General features: G+C 36.4%; 25 protein-coding genes. 20 read left to right on the top strand and 5 right to left on the bottom strand.

Annotation, left to right across the window (positions count from 1 at the left end; translation table 11 throughout):
• Positions 1–67: 67 nt before the first annotated feature.
• The 8 genes from LACWKB10_RS02040 to LACWKB10_RS02005 all read left to right on the top strand — a co-directional run bounded on the left by LACWKB10_RS02040 (position 68) and on the right by LACWKB10_RS02005 (position 8,557).
• Complete coding sequence (locus LACWKB10_RS02040) at positions 68–967, top strand: metal ABC transporter solute-binding protein, Zn/Mn family (RefSeq protein ID WP_034978137.1); 900 nt, start codon at positions 68–70, stop codon at positions 965–967.
• 13 nt (positions 968–980) lie between these two features.
• Entirely contained in the window at positions 981–2,117 is a 1,137-nt protein-coding gene (locus LACWKB10_RS02035; RefSeq protein ID WP_034978134.1) for an SLAP domain-containing protein, read from the top strand.
• A gap of 54 nt (positions 2,118–2,171) precedes the next feature.
• Complete coding sequence (locus tag LACWKB10_RS02030) at positions 2,172–2,792, top strand: ATP-binding cassette domain-containing protein (protein WP_034978323.1); 621 nt, start codon at positions 2,172–2,174, stop codon at positions 2,790–2,792.
• Positions 2,792–3,589 (top strand): metal ABC transporter permease, encoded by a 798-nt coding sequence (locus tag LACWKB10_RS02025; RefSeq protein ID WP_034978131.1) that lies wholly within the window; start codon positions 2,792–2,794, stop codon positions 3,587–3,589. Before LACWKB10_RS02030 ends, LACWKB10_RS02025 begins: the two co-directional genes overlap by 1 nt.
• 171 nt (positions 3,590–3,760) lie before the next feature.
• Entirely contained in the window at positions 3,761–4,990 is a 1,230-nt protein-coding gene (locus LACWKB10_RS02020) for a lactate oxidase (protein WP_034978128.1), read from the top strand.
• A 171-nt stretch (positions 4,991–5,161) separates the two neighbouring features.
• A complete protein-coding gene (locus tag LACWKB10_RS02015; RefSeq protein WP_034978125.1) occupies positions 5,162–6,658 on the top strand; it encodes an ABC transporter substrate-binding protein/permease in 1,497 nt (498 codons plus the stop codon).
• Positions 6,651–7,400 carry an amino acid ABC transporter ATP-binding protein gene (locus tag LACWKB10_RS02010; protein ID WP_034978122.1) on the top strand — a complete coding sequence of 250 codons (750 nt, stop codon included), beginning with the start codon at positions 6,651–6,653 and terminating at the stop codon, positions 7,398–7,400. Before LACWKB10_RS02015 ends, LACWKB10_RS02010 begins: the two co-directional genes overlap by 8 nt.
• A 14-nt stretch (positions 7,401–7,414) precedes the next feature.
• Complete coding sequence (locus LACWKB10_RS02005) at positions 7,415–8,557, top strand: ArgE/DapE family deacylase (protein WP_034978119.1); 1,143 nt, start codon at positions 7,415–7,417, stop codon at positions 8,555–8,557.
• A 126-nt stretch (positions 8,558–8,683) separates the two neighbouring features.
• Here LACWKB10_RS02005 and pepF read toward each other — a convergent pair whose 3' ends face one another.
• Positions 8,684–10,489 carry an oligoendopeptidase F gene (gene pepF / locus LACWKB10_RS02000; protein WP_034978117.1) on the bottom strand — a complete coding sequence of 602 codons (1,806 nt, stop codon included), beginning with the start codon at positions 10,487–10,489 and terminating at the stop codon, positions 8,684–8,686.
• 147 nt (positions 10,490–10,636) lie between these two features.
• On the opposite strand from pepF, the gene LACWKB10_RS01995 reads away from it, so the two are divergent.
• The 5 genes from LACWKB10_RS01995 to LACWKB10_RS01975 all read left to right on the top strand — a co-directional run bounded on the left by LACWKB10_RS01995 (position 10,637) and on the right by LACWKB10_RS01975 (position 15,137).
• The gene (locus LACWKB10_RS01995) at positions 10,637–11,821 is read left to right on the top strand and encodes an LCP family protein (protein WP_034978114.1); all 1,185 of its coding nucleotides are present in this window, start codon (positions 10,637–10,639) and stop codon (positions 11,819–11,821) included.
• 27 nt (positions 11,822–11,848) lie between these two features.
• Positions 11,849–12,223 carry a hypothetical protein gene (locus LACWKB10_RS01990; protein ID WP_034978110.1) on the top strand — a complete coding sequence of 125 codons (375 nt, stop codon included), beginning with the start codon at positions 11,849–11,851 and terminating at the stop codon, positions 12,221–12,223.
• 101 nt (positions 12,224–12,324) lie between these two features.
• Positions 12,325–13,872: an ABC-F family ATP-binding cassette domain-containing protein gene (locus tag LACWKB10_RS01985; protein WP_034978107.1), complete on the top strand. Its 1,548-nt coding sequence runs from the start codon at positions 12,325–12,327 to the stop codon at positions 13,870–13,872.
• An 8-nt stretch (positions 13,873–13,880) separates the two neighbouring features.
• Complete coding sequence (locus LACWKB10_RS01980) at positions 13,881–14,657, top strand: threonine/serine exporter family protein (RefSeq protein WP_034978104.1); 777 nt, start codon at positions 13,881–13,883, stop codon at positions 14,655–14,657.
• A gap of 3 nt (positions 14,658–14,660) precedes the next feature.
• Complete coding sequence (locus LACWKB10_RS01975; protein ID WP_034978101.1) at positions 14,661–15,137, top strand: threonine/serine exporter family protein; 477 nt, start codon at positions 14,661–14,663, stop codon at positions 15,135–15,137.
• Positions 15,138–15,310: 173 nt separating this feature from the next.
• On the opposite strand, the gene LACWKB10_RS01970 is transcribed toward LACWKB10_RS01975, so the two are convergent.
• Positions 15,311–16,021: a C39 family peptidase gene (locus tag LACWKB10_RS01970; RefSeq protein ID WP_034978097.1), complete on the bottom strand. Its 711-nt coding sequence runs from the start codon at positions 16,019–16,021 to the stop codon at positions 15,311–15,313.
• A gap of 99 nt (positions 16,022–16,120) precedes the next feature.
• A complete protein-coding gene (locus LACWKB10_RS01965; protein WP_034978094.1) occupies positions 16,121–17,698 on the bottom strand; it encodes a multicopper oxidase family protein in 1,578 nt (525 codons plus the stop codon).
• Positions 17,699–18,057: 359 nt separating this feature from the next.
• Between LACWKB10_RS01965 and LACWKB10_RS01960 the strand changes: the two genes are divergently transcribed.
• The 6 genes from LACWKB10_RS01960 to lacG all read left to right on the top strand — a co-directional run bounded on the left by LACWKB10_RS01960 (position 18,058) and on the right by lacG (position 23,946).
• Positions 18,058–18,600 (top strand): hypothetical protein, encoded by a 543-nt coding sequence (locus LACWKB10_RS01960; RefSeq protein ID WP_034978090.1) that lies wholly within the window; start codon positions 18,058–18,060, stop codon positions 18,598–18,600.
• Between the two features lie 122 nt (positions 18,601–18,722).
• Positions 18,723–19,343: an LVIS_2131 family protein gene (locus LACWKB10_RS01955; protein WP_034978088.1), complete on the top strand. Its 621-nt coding sequence runs from the start codon at positions 18,723–18,725 to the stop codon at positions 19,341–19,343.
• Positions 19,344–19,526: 183 nt separating this feature from the next.
• Positions 19,527–20,390 carry a PRD domain-containing protein gene (locus LACWKB10_RS01950; protein WP_034978086.1) on the top strand — a complete coding sequence of 288 codons (864 nt, stop codon included), beginning with the start codon at positions 19,527–19,529 and terminating at the stop codon, positions 20,388–20,390.
• A 4-nt stretch (positions 20,391–20,394) separates the two neighbouring features.
• Positions 20,395–20,748, top strand: a complete 354-nt coding sequence (locus tag LACWKB10_RS01945) for a PTS lactose/cellobiose transporter subunit IIA (protein ID WP_034978084.1) — start codon at positions 20,395–20,397, stop codon at positions 20,746–20,748.
• Between the two features lie 19 nt (positions 20,749–20,767).
• A complete protein-coding gene (locus LACWKB10_RS01940; RefSeq protein WP_034978082.1) occupies positions 20,768–22,510 on the top strand; it encodes a PTS lactose transporter subunit IIBC in 1,743 nt (580 codons plus the stop codon).
• 11 nt (positions 22,511–22,521) lie between these two features.
• On the top strand, positions 22,522–23,946 hold the full coding sequence (lacG, locus tag LACWKB10_RS01935) for a 6-phospho-beta-galactosidase (RefSeq protein ID WP_034978080.1): 1,425 nt from the start codon (positions 22,522–22,524) through the stop codon (positions 23,944–23,946).
• Between the two features lie 161 nt (positions 23,947–24,107).
• On the opposite strand, the gene LACWKB10_RS01930 is transcribed toward lacG, so the two are convergent.
• Both LACWKB10_RS01930 and LACWKB10_RS01925 read right to left on the bottom strand, forming a co-directional pair.
• Positions 24,108–25,631, bottom strand: coding sequence for an O-antigen ligase family protein (locus tag LACWKB10_RS01930; RefSeq protein ID WP_034978077.1), 1,524 nt, complete (start codon positions 25,629–25,631; stop codon positions 24,108–24,110).
• A 108-nt stretch (positions 25,632–25,739) separates the two neighbouring features.
• Positions 25,740–26,033, bottom strand: coding sequence for a hypothetical protein (locus LACWKB10_RS01925; protein WP_034978076.1), 294 nt, complete (start codon positions 26,031–26,033; stop codon positions 25,740–25,742).
• Between the two features lie 94 nt (positions 26,034–26,127).
• Between LACWKB10_RS01925 and LACWKB10_RS01920 the strand changes: the two genes are divergently transcribed.
• The gene (locus LACWKB10_RS01920) at positions 26,128–26,682 is read left to right on the top strand and encodes a guanylate kinase (RefSeq protein WP_034978075.1); all 555 of its coding nucleotides are present in this window, start codon (positions 26,128–26,130) and stop codon (positions 26,680–26,682) included.
• Positions 26,683–26,732: the final 50 nt, after the last annotated feature.

Raw genomic sequence — 26,732 nt, 5'->3', positions numbered from 1 at the left:
TTTATTTTGTACTGCAATTAAAAAAGTTGCCTTATTACTTAAAAACTACACTTAAAAACGAAAAGGAATGACAACAATATTGAAATTTGTTAAATTTAGAAAATTATTTTCTGCAGTTACCTTATTAGGCATAGTTCTTTTAACATTAGGTGCATGTTCACAAAAGTCACACAAAAGCGGTAAGATATCAATTATGACGACGACGAATGTCTATTCTGACATTGCCCAAAACATAGTTGGCAAATATGGCAAAGCAGAAGCAATTATTAAAAAATCTGCAATTGACCCTCACGATTTTCAACCTACTACTAATGATGCCAAGGCTCTATCTAATGCAGACATAGTAATAGAAAACGGTTTGGGTTATGACAGCTGGATGGATAAATTGGCCTCTTCAGTTGACAAAAAGCCGGTTCGCATTGGTGAAGAATTGATGGGTTTAAAAAAAGGTGATAATCCGCATATTTGGTTTGATTTGACTATGCCCACCAAGTATGTTAATTACTTAGTTAAGAGCTTGTGTAAAAAAGATCCAAAGCATGCTCGTTATTATAGAAAAAACGGGAAAAGATATTTAGCTGAAATTGCACGTATTAAAAGGACTTCTGCTAAATTAAGTCACCACATTGAAAAGCCCGTTTATGTCAGTGAGCCAGTTTTTGACTATGCGTTAAGTTCTGTCAACATTAAAGTCGCAAATAAAGACTTTGAGAAAGCAATCCAAAATAATACAGATCCGAGTCCATCAGCTGTTCAGAAAATGACAGAAGGCATTAAGAAACGGAAAATTGCATTTTTTGTGATCAATGAACAAACTTCAAGTTCTACAGTTGACACTTTTCTAAAGTTGGCTAAAAAGCAAAATATCCGTATCTTAAAAGTAAGGGAAACTATCCCAGATAATACTAATTATCTCGATTGGATGAATGATAGTTATCAGGATTTGGCTGAAGTAGTCCGAAAGTAATTATTATGAGGCGTTGAAAATGAAAAAATTAATTGCCGTTTTAGCTTTAGGAGCAAGTATTGCAACTGTAGCTGCTCCAGAGACAACGATAGTACAGGCAAGTAGTACAATTAATAATACTGCTAAACAAAATAGTTTCAGCGGTGTAACTTATGCAGAGCAGGTATTAGCGCAAGAAGGTATCAAATACAACGATTTTTCTGCTGCTAATCCAATTAATTATCGCAACGGTAAGCCTGAAGGTGTTGTTATTCATGAAACAGCTACACAAAATGCTACTGCACGTAATGAATGTATTTATTTTAACCGCGAATGGATGAATATTTATTCTTATGTTCATGCTTTTGTGGATAAAACTGGTGTCATTCAAATGACAAGTCCAGATTACGGTGTATGGGGTGCAGGTCCTGTTGCTAACAACCGTTTTGTTCAGGTAGAACTATGTGAAGAAAACAATCTGGCTGATTTTGCCAAAGGCGTGAATAATGATGCTATTTATGTTGCGCAAATTTTACACCAATATAATTTAGAACCTGACAACGCTGTTCATGATGGTAAAGGGACAATTTGGTCTCACCATGCCGTATCTACATTTTTAGGTGGTACTGATCATACTGATCCGGATGGTTACTTCGCCAAATGGGGTTATTCAATGGATGATTTCTTTGACCTAGTTAAATATTATTATGATCAAGGAACGCCAGCTAATAATGCACCTGTTGATGATAATACAGTAACGTCACCAACACCTGCTGCACCTGCTAAAAAGCCTGCTGTTCTGCCTGAACCGGTTGCTACCAAAGTCTTGATTCATAATGCATTGGTTTATGATGAAAATGGTGTGGCAACTGATTTACCAACTAAAAAGGCTGGTACTAAGTTAACAATTTATGGCAATCAAACCATTAAAAAAAGAAAGTATTTGCAAATAGGTGTTAATCAGTTTGTCGTTGCAAGCAACGTTGAAGGCAAGTTGCGTCCGTTAAGTCACAATGCCTATATTTACGATGGCAAAGGTAAGCGAGTGGGTATAAATAAGTTATACCGTGGTAATTATGTGCGCACATATGGTGGGCGAGTTAAGATTAAGGGTCGTAAATATTACCCCATTGATGTTAATCAATTTGTCAAGGTGGGTAATTTTAAATAGATAATATAGGAAAAATACAAATTGTCTGATATTTTAGAAGTTAATAATCTCTCAATGAGATTTGATAAAAATAATGTTTTTGAGAACTTAAAGTTCAGGTTAAAAAGAGGTTCATTGACTGCGCTTTTAGGTCCCAATGGTACAGGAAAAACTACTTTAATAAATATTCTAATGAAGATGTTGACTCCTAGTTCGGGATCTTTTAAATTTGCAGATGATGTTCGTCTGGGTTATGTACCTCAGTTTCGCAATATAGATGCTGAATATCCATTATCAATTGAAGCTTTTGTAGGTTTGAATGCACCGATTATTAAAAACAGCCAAACTAAGGAAGCAATAAAAAAGCAGTTAGAGGAAACAAATTTATATCAAATTAAAAATACTCGTATGGGGGAAGCTTCAGGCGGGCAAAAACAAAGAGCCTATTTAGCACAAGCCTTGCTTGATAATCCTAATATGATTATTTTAGATGAAGCTACGGCAAGTCTTGACCCTATGGCTAAAGATGAGCTGATGAAGCTGATCAGACATTTGAATGAAAAGCATAAAATAACAGTTTTGTTTGTAACTCATGATATATCATTAGCTCACAAGTATATGCAGAACTATTTATATTTAAATCATGGTCAAATTGAACATGGTGAAATGTCCCAATTTAAGGAGGCATATGAATAATGTTTGCATATGGTTTTATGCGTAACGCATTTTTGGCGAGTACCTTTATTGCGATAACTTGTGGCACTGTCGGTGTTTATGTAGTCGCACGCAACTTTAGTTTTTTAGCACATACGCTTTCTGAAATTGGTTTTGCTGGTGCTGCATTTGCAGTCTGGCTCGGAATTAATCCTTTATGGGGGATGCTTTTGTTTACCCTTCTTGGCTCAATTAGTGTTGGTGAATTGTCACTTCATAGTGAGCAAAAAGAATCCTCAATTAGTGCTATTTCAGCCCTGTTTACGGGTTTGGGGGTACTTTTCCTTGCCATTTCTGGAGCCAATAGCAATTATGCCACTAATATTCTTTTTGGCAGTATTATCGGGGTTGACCATCAGGGTGTCATCCAGCTAACAGCTTTATCTGTATTTGTGCTGTTAATGATTTTTATCATCCAGCGCTCATTAAATTTTGATTCATTTGATCATATTGGTGCTCTTGCTCATGGAGTAAAAACTGGTGCAGTCAGTGTTATTTTTTTAATTGCTCTGGCAATGTCGGTATCAATTGGTGCTCAAATAGTAGGATCACTTTTAGTTTTTATCTTGTTGACATTACCACCGGCCACTGCGAATTATCTGGGAAAAACGATTCCGTCAATGATAGCCTGGTCTGTCTTTTTTGCATTGGTTGGCGTCTGGTTTGGCTTATACTTAGGCTATATTACGAACCTGCCAGTAACTTTTTTTATTGCTGTCATTGAAGTTACGATCTATCTTGTTACATACTTCACTCATATTATTAAGCGTAGTTTGTAAAATTTATTAGCTTAAAATAACATACGTTACTATTTTTACTAGACTTTGTGAAAAAACAAACAGTAGGAAACCCGTTATTTAAACATTTATTTTTAAATTTCACTAACTTTTGTAAGCATTTACATGTATAATAGAAAGTGGAAATTTTAATTTAAAGAAGGAGTCTTAAAAATGACATCATATTATAACGGTTTTCCCCAAAGTGATCGTGAAGAAACTTTAAAGATGATTAACCTCGATGAACTTGAGGAACGTGCAAAGAAAGTTATGCCAGAAGGTGCATACTACTATATTGCTTCGGGATCAGAAAATGAGTGGACTTGGCGTAATAACACTACGGCCTTCAATCACTTTCAGATTGTGCCTCGTGCTCTTACAAATATGGATAGTCCGCAATTGGATACTGAATTTATGGGCATGAAATTAAAGACACCTGTGATGATTTCACCTATTGCCTGCCATGGTATTGCTCATAAAGATGCGGAAATTGCTACCCAAAAGGGTGCAGCTGCTGCTGGAGCCTTGTTTGCATCAAGTACTTATGCTAATAAGAGTGTAGAAGAGATTGCGGCAGCAGCTCCAAACGCACCACGTTTCTTCCAACTTTACCTCAGTAAAGATTGGGGATTCAACAAGATGGTCTTTGATGCAGTTAAAAAGGCTGGCTACAAGGGAATTTTCCTTACTGTAGATGCTTTGGTTTCAGGCTTTCGTGAAGCTAACCTCAGAACTAAGTTTGCCTACCCTGTTCCACTAGACTTCTTTACTCGTTACCAAGGAGCAAAGGGTGAAGGCCAAACTGTAGCGCAGATGTATGCTTCTTCAGCCCAAAAGATTGGACCAGAAGATGTTAGACGCATTAAGGAAATGTCTGGTTTACCTGTCTTTGTTAAAGGCGTTGTTTGTGCTGAGGATGCATATTTAGCTATGGGTGCTGGCGCTGATGGTATTTATGTTACCAACCATGGTGGTCGAGAAGTTGATTGTGGTCCTGCTACTATTGATATGTTGCCGGAAATTGCTAAAGCTGTTAACCACCGTGTACCAATTGTCTTTGACTCAGGTGTTCGTCGTGGTTCACATGTCTTTAAGGCTTTAGCACTTGGTGCTGATATGGTCGGTGTTGGTCGTCCATACTTATACGGCCTTGCACTTGGTGGCGCTAAGGGTGTGCAATCAGTTATTGAACAATTGAACCAAGAATTACTAATTGATATGCAATTGACTGGTTGCAAGACAATTGAAGATGTTAAACACGCCAAGATTACTCATATTAATTACACTGCTGATAACTTGAAGTCAAATACTGATCCTTCAAGAGCTAAGCCATATCCTGTAACAGCTGAGAATCAATTAAAAGAAAATGACTCTGATGCTGTAACTGGTGCTTCTCAAGCATAATCAGCCTTAAATACTAAGTATTAAAAAGTGCTCTGCATATATTAGGTGCTCTAACTAACTTGCAGAGCCTTTTTTTATTGCTTAAAAAAGAATTGCTTTTAATTAATAGTTGTAATTTAATTTTTATATCTTTATAATTGTCATAATAAAAACAAATAATGGAGGAAAATTATGAAGAAAGCGTGGAAATTGCTTGAAACTTTGTTGATAGCAGTTATGATGTTAACCTTGTTACCCCAGAACGCAGCAGCAGCTGATAAAGGACAAACTGAACAAAGAACCGACAATTATCTACGAAGAATCAAGCAAAAAGGAGAACTAGTCATGGGGACTAGTCCAGATTATCCTCCTTATGAATTTGTCAAAAACATTAAAGGCAAATCAAAAATAGTTGGTATGGATGTTGAAGTCGGGCAAAAAATTGCTCATGATATGGGCGTTAAGCTCGTAGTGCGGCCAATGGACTTTGACTCTCTTTTAGTGGGCCTTGAAACTGGTAAAATTGACATGGTCATTGCCGGAATGAACGCAACACCTAAGAGAGCTAAAAGCGTTGCGTTTAGTCAGCCATACTATAGAAGTGAACAGAAACTACTGATAAGAAAAGAAGATAAAGGCAAATATAAAAACTATAAATCTTTTGCAGGCAAAGCAATCGGTGCTCAAACTGGCAGCATGCAGGCCACAATGATCAAAAATCAGGCCAAAAATGTCAAACTGAAAACCATGGACAAATATAACGACTTGGTTTTAGGATTAAAAACGCATAAGGTTGATGCAGTTTCAGTTGATAAAGCGACAGCCGAGGCTTTTGCTCAAAATACGGACGGGATTATGGTTATTCCGGCAGGCCTCAAGACAGAGTCATCTGCTACTTCTGTTGCTTTTCATAAGGGAGCCAATAGTTTAGTTAAAGCTGCTGATAAATCAATAGCAGAGATTAAGCAAAAAGATTTAATTGATAAAGTATATTTACCCAAAGCTGGAAAATATTTAACTGCCGGTAAAACAAAAAAGGAAGTCAAAGCGTCTAATTCGATGTGGGCATATAAAGACTTCTTTATAGCGGGAGTTGGTTACACCTTACTTATTTCTGCTATATCAGTTTTCTTTGGCTTTTTGTTAGGTGCAATACTGGCATTTATGCGCTTAGGACACAATCAAATTGCACGTTCAATTGCGACAGCTTACGTAGAATTTATTCGTGGCACGCCGTTAATGGTACAACTGCTGTTTATTTACTTTGGCTTGGGAGTAGTAGTAAATATCCCAGCTTTACTTTCGGGTATAATTGCCGTTTCCCTTAACTCTGCAGCTTATGTAGCAGAGGTAATTCGTTCGGGTATTAATTCGATTGCTGTGGGACAGACTGAAGCATCTCGCTCCTTAGGCTTATCAAGAACTGCAACTATGCGTTATGTTATTATGCCACAGGCAATGAAAAATATTTGGCCGGCATTAGGTAATGAATTTGTTTCCCTCATTAAGGAAAGTTCCATTGTTTCGGTAATTGGCGTTAAGGATTTGATTTATCAATCACGTGTAGTCCAGGCCGATACTTATCGCGGAGTAATGCCATTAGTAATTACAATGATCTTATACTTTATCATTACTTTTGGTTTATCTAGCTTAATGAAGGTATTTGAAAGGAAAATGAATCATGACTAACGCAAACCCTGTAATTAAAGTTGAACATTTACAGAAAAATTTTGGCAATAATAAAGTTTTAAAGGATATTAATGCTCAGGTAAATGAAGGTCAGGTTATTTGTCTAATTGGACCGTCCGGTGCAGGCAAAAGTACATTTTTGCGTTGTTTGAACCTATTAGATCAGCCGTCCTCTGGCAAAGTGATTTTTGAAGATAAGGAATTAACTGCCTTAAGTGAAGATCAGCTTGATCAACTGCGTGAAAGAATGGGGATGGTTTTTCAGCAGTTTAATTTGTTTCCCCATATGAATATTATTGAAAATATTAAATTAGCGCCTATGAAAGTAAAGGGCATGAGTGACAGTGAAGCTAAAGCTAAAGGAATGGAGCTGTTAGACCAGGTTGGTTTGGCAGATAAAGCAGAAGCATTTCCAACCAATCTTTCAGGTGGACAACAACAGAGAGTTGCTATTGCTCGGGCTTTGGCAATGGATCCAGAAGTAATGCTTTTCGATGAACCCACTTCGGCTCTTGATCCTGAAATGGTGGGGGAAGTATTAAAAGTAATGCAGGATTTGGCTCAAAAAGGAATGACTATGGTAGTTGTAACTCATGAAATGGGTTTCGCCAAAAATGTTGCAGATGAAGTATGGTTTATGGCTGACGGTTATATTCAGGAAAAAGCTGCACCACAGCAATTTTTTGCTCAGCCACAAACTCCGCGAGCACAGGACTTTTTAGCAAAAGTTCTTGAGGCTTAGGTGGGAGATAGTAAGTGGAAGAAACACAAGCGATTAAAATTTTAACAGACTTGTTAGCGATAGATTCGGCAAATGATCATGAAAGCCTGATAGCTGATTATATAACCGCATTGTTTAGCGGATATCCAGTAGAAATTCACAGATTTTCTTATTCTTCCGGCAGAGATAATTTGGTAGTAACCATCGGAGATCATGGTCCGTTGTTAGGCTTCTCAGGGCATGAAGATGTTGTTGCAGCTGGGAATTTGACCAATTGGCATACAGACCCATTCAAGCCCGTTTTGAAAGACGGGAAAATATTTGGGCGTGGTGCGAGCGATATGAAATCCGGTCTGGCGGCAATGATTGTTGCAATGCTTGATTTACTTGATAGTGAGAAAGAAATGCCCGGTCGTATTAGACTCTTAGCTTCTGTAGGCGAAGAAACCGGTGAATATGGAGCGGCTCAGTTGACTAAAGAAGGCTATGCTTCTGACCTGGATGGACTTGTTATTGGTGAACCTTCTAACTTTGACGTACGTGTGACACATAAAGGTGTTATTGACTATTATGTTTATTCTAAAGGTATTTGCGTTCATTCTTCGACCCCAGAAAAAGGTCAGAATGCTATAATGCCACTGATTGAGTTTGCACAATCAGCGCAACAATTAATGGACAGTCATCAAAAAAAGGATCCGGTTTTAGGCTCTTTTACTCATGTGATTAGCCAAATTCAGGGTGGAAGTCAAATTAATTCTGTTCCCGACAGTGCTTGGCTTTCCGGAAATATCAGAACGACACCAGTATATCCCAATGAGCAAATATATACTGAACTTAAACAAATAGTTGCTGATTTAAATAAAAATGGCGCCCAGTTAAAAATTAAATATAGTTTTCCTGAGGTGCCTTTACCTGACCAATCTCAGACAAAATTAGCTAAAATGGCTCAAAAAGTTGTCGAGCAAGAAATTGGCAGGCCAAGTGAATTTGTTGCAGGGACTGCTGCTACAGATGCATCAGAATATATTCAAGCTGGAGGTTTTCCTATTATTATTCTGGGACCGGGAGCTGGAACTACTGATCATGAACCAAATGAGTATATAGAAGTAAATGCTTATTTAGATGGCTGTCGTTTATACCAAGAATTAGCAAGGCAGTTTTGGAACTCATTAGACTGATTTTTGACTATCATCAATATTTTTATAACAGAAAAAAGCCACTTCTTAAAAATAGGAGTGGCTTTTGATGTGAGAAATTATTATTTACATACCAGTTATATTATTTGTAACTAAAAGATGCAAGTATTAATTATAATTATTTTGGATAATTTTCTTAAATTCGCTTAAACGATTGGCAAAAGTTTTAAAAGCTTCTTCTAAATAATCTGGCTTCGTCATATCAACTCCAGCTTTTTTCATGATTTCAGCAGGATAATCACTAGAACCAGCTTTTAGAAAGTTCAAATAGGCATTTCGTTGCTCGGTAGTGCCATGAACGACATTGTTTGCTAAGGCAGTGGCTGCGGCAAAACCTGTAGCGTATTGATAAACATAAAAATTGTAATAAAAATGAGGTACTCTGGCCCATTCTTTAGCAATTTCTCCACCAGGTTCTACTGCATCACCGTAATAGCGCTGATTAATTTTACCGTAGATATCATCTAAACGATCAGCTGTTAATGGTTCACCATTTGCATCCATTTCGTGAATTTTTTGTTCAAATTCAGCAAACTGCGTTTGCCTAAACAAAGTTCCTTTAAAAGAATCCAGGTAGTAATTAAGGACAAAGGCACGCGTTTTAGGATCCAAAATGTGATTTAAAAAGTACTCTGTCAGGATATTTTCGTTAGTTGTAGAAGCTATTTCAGCAACAAAGATAGGATAATCACCATAAGCATATGGCTGATTTTGCCTGGTATACATGCTGTGGACTGAGTGTCCTGTTTCATGAACCAATGTGTATAATGAATCAACATTGTCCTCCCAATTGAGCAATTCATATGCATCTGTATCATAGCAACCGCCAGAATATGCTCCGGTAGCTTTATTCTGTGATTCAACCACGTCAATTACGCGATTGTTAAAAATATAGTCGACCTGCTTTAAATAGTCCTCTCCTAATGGTGCTAATGCTTTTTTAGCTTCTGCTTTAGCTTGATCAAAAGTATAGCTCAATGCTGGTTTACCAGTTAGTGGAACATACATGTCCCACATTTGCAGATCCTTTAAGCCTAAAATCTGTTTGCGTAAAGCTACGTATTCATGCAGTAGGTCTAAGTGTTCATCGACTTCATCAATCAAAGTATCGTAAACGACTAATGGTACGCCATTTGCATTCATTGCACTCTCACGAGCTGATGGATAATGGTGAACACGGGCACTATAGTTATGCTCCTTGACAGCACCGGAAAGAGTTGCTGCGAGGGAATTTTCAAATTGTCCGTAAGTAGTATACATGGAATCAAAAGCATTTTTACGTACTTCACGATTTTGGGATTGAATAAGCAGCGAGTATAATCCATCAGAAAGTTGAACCATTTCACCGTTATCATCCTGAGTATAACCATATTCCATATCTGAATTGGTTAAAACGTTATAAGTGTTTTCGGAAGCAGATAGAGCATCACCAGCATCTGCAATTAGCTTTTCTTCTTGTGCAGATAGAGTATATGGTCTCAGTCTGGTAATTTGATCAAGCAAATGTTTGTAGTGACCAAGCTTAGGCTCTTCTCGTTCTAAAGCACTCAACTTTTCCGCTGAAAGACTTAAAATTGCTGGATTCATAAAAGAAGTAGCGGCTTCGAACTGGCTTGCTAGTCCTTGCACTTGAGCTACATAACTTAAATAGTGGGCGTTTCCAGTATCAACATCACTGGCAAGAGTAGCATAGGAATATACTTTTTCCAGCCTCCGACTAACTGTTAAAATTTGAGTAATACCATTATATAAAGATGAACCAGAAGTGGTAAAATTTTCTTTTAAAGTGCTTAAAACTGGTATTTCTTTTTTGACAAGTGTATATTCATCTTCCCAGTCATTATCAGTTTTAAATATCCTGGTTAAATCCCATTTAAGATTTTCGGGGACTTCATCACGTTTAGGAATTGACATAAAAATTCTCCTTTTTAGCTATTTAATTAAATTATACTAAAGATTAAAAAATAAGATATTATTAATTATAATTGATATTATTTTAATTCATGTTTGAAAGTGTTAAAAATAATAGATGGAAAACTACGAAAGGGTTTGAATAGAGGAATGAATCCAAATTCAAAACGCAGAGAAGATTACCACAAAAAGCATTCTTCCCTAAATCTTCATCGGAATATTGCTTTGGCAGAACCAGCTAAATCCTTTAAAGGCAGCGTTTTTGCTCGGATTTGTGGTATTGCAGCTGTTTTGTGTGTCAGCTTTGGCTTAGCCTGGGTAGCACATATGTATTTTGCTTTGCACAGTGCAATTGATGGCAATGGTGGCAATTATGCCACTTCTGCAAGAATTGCCAACAGACAGCCGATTTCTGTTTTAATTCTCGGAGTTGATCAGGGACTTGAAGGACGACATGATAAAGGAAATTCTGATACTTTGATTTTGGCAACAGCAAATCCTGCTAAAAATAAGTCGACAATGACTTCAATTCCTCGAGACACCCTTGCTAATATTTTAGGTGATCCTGGAAATAAGTACAATATGTTTCGGGTTAATTCGGCTTACGGTATTGGTGGCAGTACTGCTTCTATGAGAACTGTTTCAGCCTTAATCGGTGTTCCAATTCATTATTATGTGGAAGTAAATATGAAAGCTCTAAAAAGCCTGGTTGACGCTGTTGGTGGAGTTGATGTTAAAGTGCCGTTCAAGTTTTCATATGACTGGTGTGATTTTCATAAGGGAAAACAGCACTTAAACGGACGCCATGCTGTAGCATATGTTAGAATGCGTCATGATGATCCTCGAGGCGATTATGGCAGGCAAATGCGTCAAAGACAAGTTATCACTGCTGTAGTTCATAAAGCTATTTCAGTTGATTCAATTACGAATTATCGCAAGTTGGTTAAGATCTTTTCAAAATATGTCAAAACTAACCTTACGTTTAATGATATGTTAGCCTTAGCCCTGACTTACCGCGGCTGTTCACAGAATATTGCCAGTGGTTATATTCAGGGGCATGATGCTTGGATTGATGGAGCATCTATTCAGGTAGCATCAACTAAAGAGCTTCAAAAGGCTTCTGACAAGATACGTACCAATCTTGACTTGGATAAAAAAGTATTGGATAATGATGAAACGAAACTCAATAAGTTAAATGAGCAGAACAATAACATTAAGTGGAAAGATCCCAATCCATTTACTAATTACCAGATTTACCGTTCAGTAGTAACTGATGAGTCAAATGGCAATTCTTCAGGAACTGGAACAAGTGGAGATAATTCTGCAGGTCAATAACTGTTCTGGTAAAGGAGGATAATAAATATGCGTAAGCAATCTGTATTTATAGCTATTTATAGTACAATATCAGCCTTTATTGCTTTTATTGCGATAGCGTTCATTTGCTTACGGACATTTCATTGGAATTTACCCGTTGCTGTATTAGCAGCAAGCATATTTGCCTTATTTTTCTTTGCTCTTTCATGGTTTCGCGGTCATGCCTCCGTTGAAATTAAACGAATTGCACGTGAACATCATTTATCTGATAAAGATTTAGCTAAAATTACTGGCATGAAAGCAAGCGATTTTCCAATTTATAACGATAAATTGCAGTTGATTTTACCTAAGCGTTATTGGCCTAAAATATTGGACTCCTTGCAGAAATATGAACAAGAAAAAAATGAAAAGGTGGGCAAGTAGCCCACTTTTTTGTTGTGGATATTAGCAAGACCAGGCCAAAAGATTAAAGGTAGTTTTACTTTATTTTGTACAACTTATAATGATATTTAGGGAGATGCATAATGAGCATACTAACAGTTAAAAATTTGGGACAAGGTTTTGAAGATAAAACTTTATATCAAGATGCAAGTTTTGTACTTAACAAAGAAGATCATATGGGTGTGACTGGTCAAAATGGGGTTGGCAAATCGACCTTGATTAAAATTTTAACTGGTGAAATATTACCTGATGATGGACAAATTAAATGGCAAAACAAAATTGCAATTGGTTACCTTGATCAGTATGCCAAGTTGAAACCAGGGGTGACAATTCGCCAGTTTTTACGTACGGCTTTTGCATCACTTTATGATAAGGAAAAAGAGTTAAACTCTTTATATAAAAAGTATGCAGCTGAGGGTGATAGCTCTATATTAGAAAAAGCAGGTAAGATGCAAACCTATCTGGAAGAAAATAATTTTTATAATATTGATACCGAAATTGAGCGAGTTGCATCGGGATTAGGTCTGGCAGAGCTGGGGTATGATCATGATGTGAGTCAATTGTCAGGAGGTCAAAGGTCAAAAATTATTTTGGCTAAGTTGCTTTTGCAGACTCCAGATGTGTTGCTGCTAGATGAGCCGACCAACTATCTTGATGTTTCTCATATCGATTGGCTGGTTGACTATTTGAACAATTTTGCCGGTGCTTTTATCGTAGTTAGCCATGATTATGACTTTTTAGACAGAATTGCCAATTGTATCATTGATATAGATATCGGCACAATTACACGTTATACAGGTACTTTAAAACAGGCAATGCGTCAAAAAGAAGCTAATCGGGAAACGTATATGAAGGCTTATGCTAACCAGCAGCGTAAAATTGCCAAAACAGAAGCTTATATTCGCAAAAATAAGGCTGGTACCCGTTCAAAAAGTGCAAAATCACGTGCTCGGCAACTTGCAAAAATGGATGTACTGAATCCACCTAAAAATAACCATAAACCTCACTTTGCATTTCCTTATGTGGCTACAGCAGCCAATCTTTTATTGCAAACACAGGATTTAGTAATTGGCTATGATCAGGCATTAGTCAAAGAAGCGTTCAATTTTTCTGTTGGAGGTAATGAAAAAGTTGCTATTACCGGTTTTAATGGTATTGGGAAATCAACGCTTTTAAAAACCTTACTGGGACAACTTGATCCGATTTTTGGTACCTATAAATTGTCTGAAACTGCTAAAATTGCCTACTTTAAACAGGAATTAACTTGGCCAAATAATAACATGACGCCTCTACAATATTTGCAGGAAAGCTTTGAGCGCATAAAACCTAAAGAATTAAGAGGGGCTTTGGCAAAATTGGGCGTCACTGCTCAACAGGCAATGAGTCCTTTGAAAAAGCTATCAGGAGGTGAGCAGGAAAAAGTCAAACTCGCAAAAATGTTATTTGAACCTGCAAATTTATTATTTCTGGATGAGCCAACCAATCATTTGGACCGGGATTCTAAAGACGCATTAAGACAGGCTATCGTTAAATTTCCGGGAGGAGTAATTATCGTTAGCCATGAACGTGATTTTTTCCAAGGCAATTGGGTTGATAAAACTATTGATATTGAGACTATGAATAAACTTTGAGGTGAAAAATGAATGCTAGACCAGGTGAATTATTTTACCAAGATTTGCTTGAGACCTGCTTAACTGTCGGTGAATTAATGATTGAAGGCGGAAGCGAAATGTATCGGGTTGAAGATACGATGGTGCGCATTGCCAAAAGTGCTGGTGAACCGGATCCACGTGTTTTTGTAGTACCAACGGGTGTTTTTATGAGCTTGGATCATGGTAACTATTGCCAGAGCACACTTGTACATGAGCGCAATATCAACCTTGAACTAGTTGACCGTATCAATTCTTTGTCCCGTGCTTTTGCAGATAAAAAAATAACTTTGCAAGAAGTTAAAAAAGAAGTTACCAAGATGGCAAAGGGTGATTATCCCAATTTTCCCATATGGCTGCAGACGATTGGAGCCGCAATTTTAAGTGCAACGCTCATGGTATTGTTCATGAATAATTATGATTGGATTGATTTTCCTGCTGCGGCTATTGTGGGAGCTATTGGATTTCTTTCATTTTATTATTTTAAACGTTTTACTAATGTTAAATTCTTGGCTGAACTTGTTGCAGCTCTGATTATGACGGTTATTGCAGCTGGTTTAGTTCGACTTTTTCCGCAAATGATTATTGACCATATTCTTACTGGTGCACTGATGCCTTTAGTTCCGGGTCTGGCTTTGACAAATGCACTGCGAGACCTATTTAAAGGTGACATTCTTTCAGGAATGGTGAAAATTTGTGAGGCTCTGCTTACAGCATTTGCATTGGGCGGTGGAGTTGGTATTGTCTTGAAATTTTTAGGAGCTTAAAAAATGCCTTTTTGGTTAGAAATACTAATTAATGTTGCTTTTGCCTATTTGGCTTCGGCCTGTTTTGCTTTAACAATCAATGTTCCAAGACGAGTACTTAATTTGGCCGGCGTGAGTGGAATTATTAGCTGGATTATTTATTGGCTGTCAATGAGAGCATCGATGGGTCGGTTATTATCCAATTTACTTGGCTCTTTTGCTATTGGTATTTTAGGGATAGTTTTTGCTAGAAAGAAAAAATGCCCGGCTACAGTTTTTTATATCCCAGCGATTGTACCTTTAGTGCCAGGTGTTCCAGCATATCAGGCTGTTCGTGAATTAACATCCGGCAACCTTAGGGGTGCAAATGATGCAGTTTTGAGAGTAATAATTGTCACAGGGTCAATTGCTTTAGGGATGCTCTTATCAAATATGTGTGTGGAAATTTTCTTCAGAATAAAAAAATTTTACAAACGTCACTCAGATAAGTATAATAATTAATGCGAGTCGACAAAAACGCGAGATGCGTATTTGTGTGAGGACACCCGCCTTAAGTGGCAGGCACGGGAAGTGCTGGTGGCTGACCAACCTGATGTGAACAGAAGTAGTCACCTGTTAATTTTAACGGGCCTCGATTTGAAAAAGAGCAGATTCTTAATTGAATCTGCTCTTTTTTATTTTAGATATAATGCTTGTTTGCCTTGCTGATTATAACTTTTTTCCAGGTTTTTCCAAGGTATTGCTTTGTTTTTATGACCAAAGGGATCATTAACATAAACGATTCGTGACTTTTTATCAAAGCCGGTAATAACGCAAGTGTGTGAAGACGGTGTCACGTGTACTTCACCTTGAGCTGTTTGCCACGTTTGCATGTCGCCAACATGATTAAAATTGGTGGTAGTAATAATTAGAACTGGATGTCCATCAGAAACCAATTTTATTACTTGGATAAAATCATGATTTGTGAAATTCTTAATACGGTTAGTGTACTTTAGACCGACTTGCTCTAGCGGTTCATTATAAACGCACCAGCCAGCATTAGCCTGACTCATATAGCCAACGAAGCCAACATGAGGATTGCCGCGATATTTGCCATCATCGGTATATGAAGAAACGTGCTTAATATTCTCTGAGAGATCGAGTTTATTAACTTTAACATCATAATAGCGCAAAAGCATCGAAAGAGAAGTCACTTCGCAGCCGTTGGGCAAATCTGGATACTGATTTTCTAAAGGAACATCTAACTTCTGGGATGATTTTAAGGTTAACCAGTCATAGCGGTCTTTAACACCTGTAGAATTAAAGATTGTAAAAACTAAGCCTAGAAAAAAAGCACCCAATAGTAATATCAAAATAGCTTTAAAGGAAAATCTTTTCTTTTTCATAAAGCTATTTAAACATAGGATGATTATTAAAAGCAAAAAATCGCTCATTAATTTGAGCGATTTTGCTAAATTTTATTTTTTCTTTATTGAAAGCGGTAATTAGTGGTGAGTTGCGCTTGATAAAGCATCAAGACTGTGATCTTCACCTTTAACTGCCATACCTTCAACGTCCATTCCTGGGCAGAAGACTTCGTCTTCAGGTACTCCTCTTTCTTCAGCAAATGCCTTAGTCAAAGTTTCCATGTCCATCAAATGATATTTCTTGTCTGGTTCTTTTGGATCAACTATTTGAATTTGAGCCATCATACCAGCGTCTTCGTGTTCAATAATGTGGCAGTGGTACATGAAGACACCTGTGTTTTGGAAGTAAACCTTCAAGCGAACTGTTTCTTGAGGAGCCACTTCAATAGTGTCCTTGTATACGCCTCTTTCATTTGGATAAGGATCTTTACCGTCACGAGAAACAACCAAGAAGTGGGCACCGTGAATGTGGAATGGGTGCAACATACCGTTAACTTTATCGTTAGTGTTAGTTACATCCCAGTATTCAGCATTCATTAATTCCTGCTTCATGTCAATTCTGTCCATTGAGAACAACTTGCCGTTAATCATGTTGTGGTTATCCATAGTAACATGAGGAACTGGTGAGTTAGGGTTAACGACTGGATCGTATGGTTTGAATAATGTGTCAGGAATTACGCTGTCATCTTTTTCATAGCTGTGAATTCTAAATTCAACCAACTTGAAATCGTCAGTGTAAAGGTTGACAACATCGCCATCTTTATAGTTACCAAAGTCGACAACTACTTGTTGACGCTCACCTGGTCCAATTAAAACCTTAGTCAATTTAACTGGATGCTCTAAGAATGAGTCATCACCACCGATTTGAGTCATTACCAAATCATCGCTAAAGTGCAGACGCCATTCACGACGGTTGGAACCACCTAAGAAGATTAAACGAACTTTTTGGGTAGTAACATCAACGTATGGACGAACGACACCGTTGATAATTGGAGTATCACCGAAGATACCCATTGCATTGTAGTCTGCCTTGTAGTCAAATTGATTATCTTCATGGAAAATACGGTCTTGTAAAATAATTGGGAACTCGTCCTTGCCGTAAGTCTTAGGAATTGGCAACTTAGCTTCATTTGCATCAGTAATAACGACACCCATTGCTAGCCCCATCCATACTTGCATAGCAGTTGATGGACATGGGTGAGCGTGAAGCCATGTCAAGGCAGCTGGTTGTTTAATAGTAAAGTCAATATGCTTTTCTTCACCTGGATAAACTGGTGAGTGGCAAGCACCATCGTTACCAGGACCTTGAACTTCCATACCATGCCAGTGGTATGTAGTTAATTCTGGCAAGCTGTTCTTCAAAGTTACGTGAACGTGTTGACCTCTGGTCAAAACCATAGTTTTACCAAGAACTGGGAAGTTGTAGCCCCAAGTATGAGTCTTTTTACCTGGCAAAAATTGGAAGTCACCTTCTTGGGACTCAATTGTGTACCAAACATCATTGTTTTCTTGTTTATCAGGCTCTAATACTGGTGGAACAATTAAAGGTTGAGCTTCAACACCTTCAGGAATGTGAAGATCCTTGTATCCCATTTCGTGATTTTTATCAAAATCTTCGGAATTATAGAAATAATCTGTGTAAACTTTATCTGACATATTCGTCTACCTTTCAGTTAAAAAATTTAGTGAAAAATTTTTAGTTACATGTTAAATTTACTCTATGTGAAAACGCTTGTAAAGTAGATAAGGCCAAGTTTTTTAAATAATATTTTATAAAAACGCTTTTTTAAAATTTTATAGAGCAAAGTGTTATTTAATATTAGCAAAAATTCTGCTTTAATAGTGGTTTTCTATGAATAAAAACGGTTTTTAGATATTTTAAATTAACTTTGACTAGCAAAAGTGTTTTTTAAAAAATATTTTTAAAAGAAATAAAAAAATTGTTTTTAAACAAAAATTTGAGTATCGTATAAAAGACTGATAAAAATTAATAAATTTAGATAAGGGTTTTTAATTTGAAAATAAGCTTAAAAGATTTAACTGCAAAAATAGAAAAACAAGATTATATTGAAGACTTAGAAACTGTTAAATATGCAGACATTAGCAAGTCAAAAGCTAGAATGCATGAGCTGGCGACTAAATTAGTTAAGGAAACCAGAGCAGCACTTAAACATAGTTCATTAAGCCATGTTGCACTTGAAATAAGCGGACAGAGGCCTGTTGTCTTTGCTTTGGAAAGCAATATCATTAATTTGCCTTATAGCAATTACAAAAAGATTGCTAATTTCTTCGAAGAAGGTAAAGATTATCCTGTTGCTATATATTTTGAGACACAATCAGAATATTTGAATGCATCAGGGTTTAGAATTGATCAGATAGCAACAGAAGAAGAGATTGAACAAGATCAAGCAGAAATTGTAGATAGACTGTCAGATGCAATGCAGGAAAAAATTAAGCAGATCCGTGAATATCAAAAGCCTTCAGCTTCGGCCAAAAAAAAGCCTGCCACTAAAAATACTGCAAAAACTAAGAAAACTACTACTAAAAAGACTAAATAAAAATACTCAATTTTTAACAGGTAAAAGTTTTTTAATTGTTGCGTTAATAATACTATTTTTAAGCTCAGCTATTCAAAAGATACTTTTTACAATATAATGGAAAAAGAAGCAGGAGGTCCGTTATGGTTAGCTGGAATCTACTTGGAGTTTTGTTATGGGTAATTGTTATTCTTTATTTAGTTTTTGTTGTGCAAAATATTCGCAAACGCCGAATTACTATGATTATCAAGAAGCACAGGCAGTTTAGCTGGCTAAATTTTTTAATCGATATTATTGAAGTAGTTGCTTTAATAGTAGGTATTGTATGGTTGTTTAACAAAACTATGCTGGACAATCCTGACCTTGAAGATACAAGTAAAATCACGTCGCATATTACTTACGAGCCTATTGTCATGAACACTGGGGAAGGTAATTCAAGTTACGTTACGATTAATTCGAAAAAGAAAAGGATTAGTACTCAGACTTTTACCTACTATAGACCAGGTAAGAAAATCAAAGTATCCAGCAATTTTGCTACTGTTGCATATGGCAAAAGCCCCTTAGATCTTAATGCCGCAAAAATTCCGTATGATAAAAAAGAACTACAGAAAATGGACCGTAAGTATCAACGTGCTTATGTTGCAATTTATACGGCTGATTATAAAAAGGTGTGGCAGAATGGCATCGGAATGCATGCTGGACACAACGCAACGCGCTACTATTTAATTAGAATTCCAGATTCATCATTTATCAAAGAAAAATAAAATTAATTTAAATAAAGCGTTTGCATAATTTCAAAAGTGTGCTATGCTTTATTTACATTGAAAGTTTAAGTAGATTGTTACTATCAAATTAGGCGAGACTACTAGTAAAACTGGTGAATTTTATATTATTCATCGGCTATTGCTAGTAGTCTCTTTTTTTTTTCGTAAAAAAGGAACAAAGATATGCGCCTTAAAAAAATTTTTAATAATAACAGCATTTTAGTTGATGTTGGGAAAGGACAAGAAGCAATTGTTTTCGGTAAGGGAGTGGGATTTGAACAAGGAAAAAATAGACATGTTGATTCTAGTAAAATTCAGAAGATTTTTTATTTAGATAATAAGAAGGATAAAGAATCGCTTGATTACTTGTTTCATAATATTCCGGCAGACATAATTTCAGCAGTTTTTGCAGTTATTGAAAATGCAAGAATAAATTATCATTTCCAAGTATATGATTCGATTTATTTAACATTAAGTGAACATATAAATGGAGCTTATAAATTGCTTTTGGCAGGAAGGTACCAAGAAAATGAGATCCCAGATTTAAGCGCAAAGTATCCTAAAGAATATCAAATAGCAAAAGAAGCACTTGGAATTATTAACAGCAAGTTAGGCGTTGAGTTTCCAAATTCTGAGGTTAAAAGTATAGCCCTTCATTTTATCAACAGCAAGATTCCTAATGGCATTGCAAAGCATGAAGGCAAATCAAAATATATTTTTGACACCTCCAAATTAATTAACGTGGTACTCAATGTGCTAGACAACAATAATGTTTATCAAAACGGTAAAAATCGGGATAGTTTCAGGCGGTTTCTGATTCATTTGCAGTATCTGGCTAAAAGGCTTTGGCGCCCACCAGAAAAAGATGAATCTATTGATAAAAAGATTGAATGTGACATGATCAAAGCTTATCCACGTTCGTATCAAATAACTCAGGAAATCTTTCAGGCGTTAAGCGATGAATTTGATTTTCATCCTTCTGATGCAGAAAGAGTGTATTTTATCATTCATGTTCATCAAATATTAGGACAAGAAGAAAAGGAGTAAAAATATGGTAACCAAAGAAGAAATTTCAATGGCCGGTTTTGAAATAGTTGCTTATGCAGGTGACGCCAAGACTGCGCTAATCAATGCTTTAGATGAAGCTAGAGGTGGCAACTACGATAAAGCCAGAGAATTGGTCAAAAGTGCAGATAGTTCACTAAATGATGCTCATAATGCACAAACAAAATTAATGAGTAAAGAAGCCAGTGGTGAAGAAATGGAGACTACATTCATTATGTCTCACGGGCAAGATACATTAATGACTACAATGCTGCTAAGAGATGAAGCAAAGTATTTTATTGATTTGTATGAAAAGTATAATTCCGCTTTAAAGGAATTGAATGAACTAAAAAATAAGTAGTTAAGAAAGAGGTTTAAAAATGAATGCTGTAATTAGGCAAATAGAAAAAGCGCAGCCGTTTTTTCAAAAAGTCGCTGCCAATAAATATTTGCGTGCGGTAAGAGATGGCTTTATAGCTTTAATGCCAATCATTATCTTTTCAAGTATCTTTTTATTAATAGCAAATGTGCCTTTAATTTGGCACTTTGCCTGGCCCACTAAAGTGGCTAATGCTCTAAACATGTTTTACAACATGTCAATGGGCGTTTTAGCCTTGATGGCTTCTTCATCGGTTGCTAAGGCTTTAACTGATTCATTTAATCTAGACTTGCCCAAAACAGACCAGATTCCAACAGTAGGTGTGCAGTTTACTGCTCAGGTTTCTTTTGTCTTAGTTGCTGTTGACACTTTAACTGATAAAATGAATAATCTGTATTTTGCAGTTGCAATGATTGGTACTAAAGGCTTAATTTGTGCTTTCTTAGTAGCATTTATAGTGCCTAACGTCTACTATCAATGTTTTAAGCATAACATCACAATTAAATTACCAGATGCAGTACCTCAAAATATTGCAGGAGCTTTTAAAAATATTATTCCTTTTGCAATAAGTACATTTTTCTTCTGGATTTTTTCGTTAGCTTTTAGAGCTATGACTGGAACCAACCTAGCTGCTTGGATCATTCAGGTTTTATCACCTTTATTTACCGCAGCAGACGGGTATTTTGGTCTGGCCATAGTATATGGTGCGATGGCATTCTTCTGGTTCATCGGAATTCAGGGACCATCAATTGTTGAGCCGGCAGTCACTGCTATTTATTTAAGCAATGTTGAATTAAACTTGTCGGCTTGGAAAGCTGGTAATATTGCTGGCGCAAACAGAATTTTAGCTCAAGGTACGCAATACTTTGTTGCTACTTTAGGCGGTACTGGTGCTACTTTAGTCATTACATTAATGTTTGCTTTCATGTCTAAGTCAAAGGAATTAAAAGCGGTTGGTCGAGCTGCTTCAATTCCAGTACTATTCGGGGTTAATGAACCGATTTTATTTGGAGCACCATTAATTTTGAATCCGGTCTTCTTTATCCCCTTCATTTTGACACCAATTGCCAATGTGTGGCTTTTCAAGATATTTGTTGATTTCTTCCACATGCCTGGTTTTATCTATAACCTTCCTTGGACTACTCCAGGAACACTTGGATTAATAATGGGTACAGGGTTCTCGATTGGTTCAATTATTTTAGCAATTTTGCTTTTAGTTGTAGATGTTGTAATGTACTACCCGTTCTTTAAAGCTTATGACATCCAAAAATGTGCCGAAGAAGCAGTAAAAGAAAATGCTGGCGCAAGCACTGAGGCTAATGAAACTAATGCTAATAATGCGGAAACAGATAATTCAAGTAGTTCAGGACCAGAAAATAATGTTGCAAGCGCAAGCAAGATTCCTTTAGCAAAAACAAAAGATGGCAAGAACCTAAATGTTTTGGTTCTTTGTGCTGGTGGTGGTACCAGTGGTATTTTAGCAAAAGCGTTAAACAAGCTAGCTGCTGAAAACGATCTTCCATTAGCAGTAGCGGCCACTTCATTTGGTGCTCACCATGACTTGCTTTCAGGAATGGATATCGTTATTTTGGCACCGCAAATGAATGCAATGAAAGATGAACTGAAAAAGGAATGCGATAAGAATAACGCTAAGATGATTACGACTACCGGGAAGCAATATATTGATATGACACAACATGCTGATAAATGTCTAGATCTGATAATTGCTAATATTTCAGAATAAAGGAGAATAAAATGACTTTATTAAATAGAGTACAAAAATTGCCTCATGATTTCGTGTGGGGTGGCGCCACTGCCGCTTATCAAGTCGAAGGTAGCACTACAGTTGACGGTAAAGGCAAAACGATGTGGGATGATTACCTTAAAAAACAGGGCAGGTTTTCACCAGATCCTGCTAGCGACTTTTACAATCGCTATCCTGAAGATATTGGACTTGCCAAAAAATACGGTTTAAATGCAATTCGCGTTTCAATTGCCTCAACCAGGATTTTTCCTGAAGGTCACGGTCAAGTTAATCAAAGTGGCGTAGATTATTATCACAAACTATTTAAGGAATGTTTGGATAATGGTATTGAGCCATATGTTAGCTTGCATCACTTTGATAGTCCCAAAACGCTGTTTGACAACGGTGATTGGTTAAACCGTAAGAATATTGACTATTTTGTTGATTATGCCAAATTTTGTTTTAGTGAATTTAAAGAAGTAAAAAATTGGTTTACCATTAATGAGCTGATTTCTTTAGCATATTCACAGTACATTGCCGGTACTTTTCCACCAAATCATCATTTTGATGTTACCAGTGCTATTCAAGCTGAACATAATGAATTATTGGCGCATGCAAGAGTAGTTAATTTATATAAGGAAATGGGTCTACCAGGAAGAATTGGCTTGATTCATGTAATTCAGCCGGTTTATCCAATATCTACAAGTGCTGCAGATGAACATGCCGCTAAGTTGCAAGATGCATTTTTGAACAAATTTTTGCTTGATGGGACATTCTTAGGCTATTATTCAGATGATACCATGGCATCAATTAATGAAATATTGCGTTTAAATAACGCGCATTTAGATATTCAAGACGGTGACTTGGACATTCTGGCTAAGGCAGCAAAGCAAAACGATATTTTTGGTTTGAATTATTATCAAAATCAGTTTATTAAGGCATATCATGGTGAAAGTGAGAATCACTTTAATGGTACAGGTGACAAGGGCACTTCTTCTTTTAAGTTTAAAGGAGTAGGAGAAACTGTTAAAAAGCCGGGAGTCCCAACAACTGACTGGGACTGGAATATTTTCCCACAGGGTCTCTATGACACATTAAAGCGTATTAGTCGTGATTATCCTAACTGCAAAACAATTTATGTTACTGAAAATGGTTTAGGCTATAAGGATAAATTTGTCAGCCCAGATAAGATTATTGATGACACTCCCAGAATTGATTTTATTGATCAACACGTCGCAGCCCTCTTGAAGGCGCGCCGTGAGGGTGTGAATGTTCAAGGCTACTTTGTATGGTCATTGCAAGATCAATTTTCTTGGGCTAATGGCTATAATAAGCGTTATGGCTTATTTTATGTAGACTTTGAGACGCAGAAAAGATATGTTAAAAGGAGTGCTTTATGGTTTAAAGAATTAGCAGATACAATGAATAAAAAATAAAATTTAAGCAACTAACTTAGTTTAAGCCCCGAATTTGTGCAATTTCGGGGTTTTTCTAATGGTCAAAAATTTCACAAATGAAAAAATAAAGGGACGAAGTTTGATAGCAACATTAGTCCCTTAATTAAAATTGAATCTTATGATGAATTTGCAATTTCGCATTAATTAAAATTCCGTATAGTTTCCTTTTTACGAACTTGAACCAGGAGATTTCCTTCGACAAAAGCGAGAATAAAGCTGGCTGTCAAGAAGTCGACTACATTACCAGAGGAAAAAGCGGCGAGTAAAATGAAGCTGCTGGAAACAATTAAAGAACTGACTAAATAAGTGCGTGCTGACTTATATCTTAGCCACCTGTATGCTCCATAAAATAAAACTGCCAAATATGGTCCGACAAACAGGAGCATTCCGAGCCAGCCTAAAGAATATATTTGAGCAGTAAAATCACGCTCTAAATTAAAGATGTTGTTTTCTCGAATATACGAAATACCCAAAAATTTGTCTAACTTGTTGTTATTGGTTTTGACTACTTGATCAAGCATTGCCTTTTCAATATGGCGGTTTTCCATTCGCGCTTGACCCGGTTCATTCATAATTTTGAGCCAAAATTCAGGATCATACTGATACGGATAACTTTTGAAAACAAACTTGTGATTAAGAGCATATTCCTGATAATTTTTCTTAATGAAGTAACGTAAAAATTCAGCTCTTTTTTCGCCACTGGGATATTTTTGTAAGCCCGCAGCCAGCTCCTTTTTTTCATCAGTTAAGTCGTGGTCAGATTGTTTAGCTAAATAAATTTCATAATTGTAACGCTGAATTGCAGGGCCAAAAGGCAAAATTACGAGAGTTCCTACTTCAATTAGGACTGCAACTAAAAATGCCTTACCACCTTTTTTCACATCTTTAATTAGATATTTATGTAGACCAAACAGGATAAGGCAAATTATTATGCCGCCAATTAGGCCAATTGCTGCTACTTTAGTACCAATCTCAATCATTGCCAGAGCCTGCACAACATTTAGCAAAACCGTATGCCAGCTAAATGAAGTAAAAAGGTAATACAGCATAAGTGGCAGCAGCATAAACAAGACTGCCGAGATCATATTAGTAAAGTTGAAGAAACCTTTAGAAGCCATATGGGAATAACCAATATTAGGATTAAAGAACCATTCAAAAATGTTGGCGCTGATGGTTCCCGTTTCATATGATTTAAGGGATACGACAAAAAGGTTGGAAAGAACTATAGTGCCTGAAAAAAGTCCTGAAATACCCTCAATTACAAGTTGCAATTGTTTTTGATCAAAGTCTAATTCATTAGTCAAATAAAGAACTGTTAAAGGCAGTATCATTCTAATCAAATAAAAGATTTCTCCACTGGCAGTATAGCCGTAATTATTCGGATTAACACTGGTGAAGTGTTGCACATGTACTAAATGGAATGCTGAATAGATGGCTAAAAGAACAATATAGAATAGTAGCAATTTTTCCTGTGATAGTTTCTGCCAGGAATTTTTCGAGCTAAAGTAAAGACAAACTAATGCAGCCACAGCTAAAATACGGATAATTGTGGGCAAAGTAAATGGTAAAATATTAGCCAGAGTGCCATGATAAAACCAATATAAATCTAAAAACGGCTGTATTAAAATGAACCAAAATAAGACAGTTCTTGCTTTTTCTTTCACTTTTTTCTCCATAACATAAATATTTACATGGTTTAATTTTAGGCAAAAATGAGGCAAAAAAAAAGAGCAGTGAACCTAATTCACTGTTTCTTAATTAAAAAATAGTTATTAATCTTTTCTTTTATCAGTCTTTTTGATTTTTTCTACTTTGACGTCACTTTTTGCCAATGCTTGAATTTCTTTGATCTTCTTTTTAGGAATGCTTTTCAAGTTTTTGAAATTCACTACAATCTTTTGATTAAGATCACTTACCGCAGTTCTGTCAGTAGGATCATAATCAATGATTTTTAGCAGGGCAGAATTTTCGTAAATTTTTTCTACTTTACCTAAAAAAGGTTTGGTCAGTTCTTCTTCAGATTTAGCGCTAAGAATGTCATCTGCTTTCACATCTGCTTTTTTCATAATAAGTTTTACTTCCTCTCTTACCCATGTTTCATTATAATAGAAAGATATTATTATAAAAGCGAATTGTTTTCAAGTAAAGGAAGCCTGGATTTTGCAAAAATTAATTTTAATTGCTGGCCCCAGTGGTGCAGGCAAAACTACTGTTTCAGAATACTTAGCAAATAAGTTTGATATTCCCAGAGTCTTGACTCATACTACCAGGCCAATTAGACCAGGAGAAAGCCCAGAGGGATCTTATCATTTTGAAACTAACGACAGTTTTAAAAAACTGCATTTTTTTGAGCACGTTAAATATGGCTCATATCAATATGGTTCGAGCAGAGAAGCATTAGAGAAAGCCTGGCTGAACCACGATATAGTATCCTTGATTGTTGATATTAAGGGTGCTGCTTCATATTTAGCTGCAATCAATAAGAAAGTTTATTTTTTATATATTACTACCAGCTCAAAAGAGATGCTTGCTGAGCGTTTATTAAAAAGAGGTGATGAACCGCATAAAATTAAAGAACGATTAAGTGGCAGCGAGCTAAATGTGCTGCCTGATAACTTAAAAAAAGACGCTCACATATTAATCAATGACAACTGGCAGCAGACTGAAAAAGAACTCTTTACCATTGTTACAAGTCTTAGAAACTTGCCGAACTAATTAAATTACTTTTGTAAAAAAATATCCGTTTCAAAATAAAATTCTTAACG

Source organism: Lactobacillus sp. wkB10, from assembly GCF_000760615.1.
Classification (GTDB): Bacteria; Bacillota; Bacilli; order Lactobacillales; family Lactobacillaceae; genus Lactobacillus; species Lactobacillus huangpiensis.
Note: the sequence above shows the minus strand (reverse complement) of the source record. Positions and strands in the feature narration are given on the sequence as shown.

What these genes read in the sequence shown, in the direction of transcription:
- LACWKB10_RS01950 (WP_034978086.1), top strand. Translation starts at nt 19,527, where the DNA reads ATGCGCCTTAAAAAAATTTTTAATAATAACAGCATTTTAGTTGATGTT.
- LACWKB10_RS01955 (WP_034978088.1), top strand. Translation starts at nt 18,723, where the DNA reads ATGGTTAGCTGGAATCTACTTGGAGTTTTGTTATGGGTAATTGTTATT.
- LACWKB10_RS01990 (WP_034978110.1), top strand. Translation starts at nt 11,849, where the DNA reads ATGCGTAAGCAATCTGTATTTATAGCTATTTATAGTACAATATCAGCC.
- LACWKB10_RS01980 (WP_034978104.1), top strand. Translation starts at nt 13,881, where the DNA reads ATGAATGCTAGACCAGGTGAATTATTTTACCAAGATTTGCTTGAGACC.
- LACWKB10_RS02015 (WP_034978125.1), top strand. Translation starts at nt 5,162, where the DNA reads ATGAAGAAAGCGTGGAAATTGCTTGAAACTTTGTTGATAGCAGTTATG.
- LACWKB10_RS01925 (WP_034978076.1), bottom strand. Translation starts at nt 26,033, where the DNA reads ATGAAAAAAGCAGATGTGAAAGCAGATGACATTCTTAGCGCTAAATCT.
- LACWKB10_RS02030 (WP_034978323.1), top strand. Translation starts at nt 2,172, where the DNA reads ATGAGATTTGATAAAAATAATGTTTTTGAGAACTTAAAGTTCAGGTTA.
- pepF (WP_034978117.1), bottom strand. Translation starts at nt 10,489, where the DNA reads ATGTCAATTCCTAAACGTGATGAAGTCCCCGAAAATCTTAAATGGGAT.
- LACWKB10_RS01940 (WP_034978082.1), top strand. Translation starts at nt 20,768, where the DNA reads ATGAATGCTGTAATTAGGCAAATAGAAAAAGCGCAGCCGTTTTTTCAA.
- lacG (WP_034978080.1), top strand. Translation starts at nt 22,522, where the DNA reads ATGACTTTATTAAATAGAGTACAAAAATTGCCTCATGATTTCGTGTGG.
- LACWKB10_RS02020 (WP_034978128.1), top strand. Translation starts at nt 3,761, where the DNA reads ATGACATCATATTATAACGGTTTTCCCCAAAGTGATCGTGAAGAAACT.
- LACWKB10_RS01965 (WP_034978094.1), bottom strand. Translation starts at nt 17,698, where the DNA reads ATGTCAGATAAAGTTTACACAGATTATTTCTATAATTCCGAAGATTTT.
- LACWKB10_RS02040 (WP_034978137.1), top strand. Translation starts at nt 68, where the DNA reads ATGACAACAATATTGAAATTTGTTAAATTTAGAAAATTATTTTCTGCA.
- LACWKB10_RS01970 (WP_034978097.1), bottom strand. Translation starts at nt 16,021, where the DNA reads ATGAAAAAGAAAAGATTTTCCTTTAAAGCTATTTTGATATTACTATTG.
- LACWKB10_RS01995 (WP_034978114.1), top strand. Translation starts at nt 10,637, where the DNA reads ATGAATCCAAATTCAAAACGCAGAGAAGATTACCACAAAAAGCATTCT.
- LACWKB10_RS02025 (WP_034978131.1), top strand. Translation starts at nt 2,792, where the DNA reads ATGTTTGCATATGGTTTTATGCGTAACGCATTTTTGGCGAGTACCTTT.
- LACWKB10_RS01975 (WP_034978101.1), top strand. Translation starts at nt 14,661, where the DNA reads ATGCCTTTTTGGTTAGAAATACTAATTAATGTTGCTTTTGCCTATTTG.
- LACWKB10_RS02010 (WP_034978122.1), top strand. Translation starts at nt 6,651, where the DNA reads ATGACTAACGCAAACCCTGTAATTAAAGTTGAACATTTACAGAAAAAT.
- LACWKB10_RS01945 (WP_034978084.1), top strand. Translation starts at nt 20,395, where the DNA reads ATGGTAACCAAAGAAGAAATTTCAATGGCCGGTTTTGAAATAGTTGCT.
- LACWKB10_RS01985 (WP_034978107.1), top strand. Translation starts at nt 12,325, where the DNA reads ATGAGCATACTAACAGTTAAAAATTTGGGACAAGGTTTTGAAGATAAA.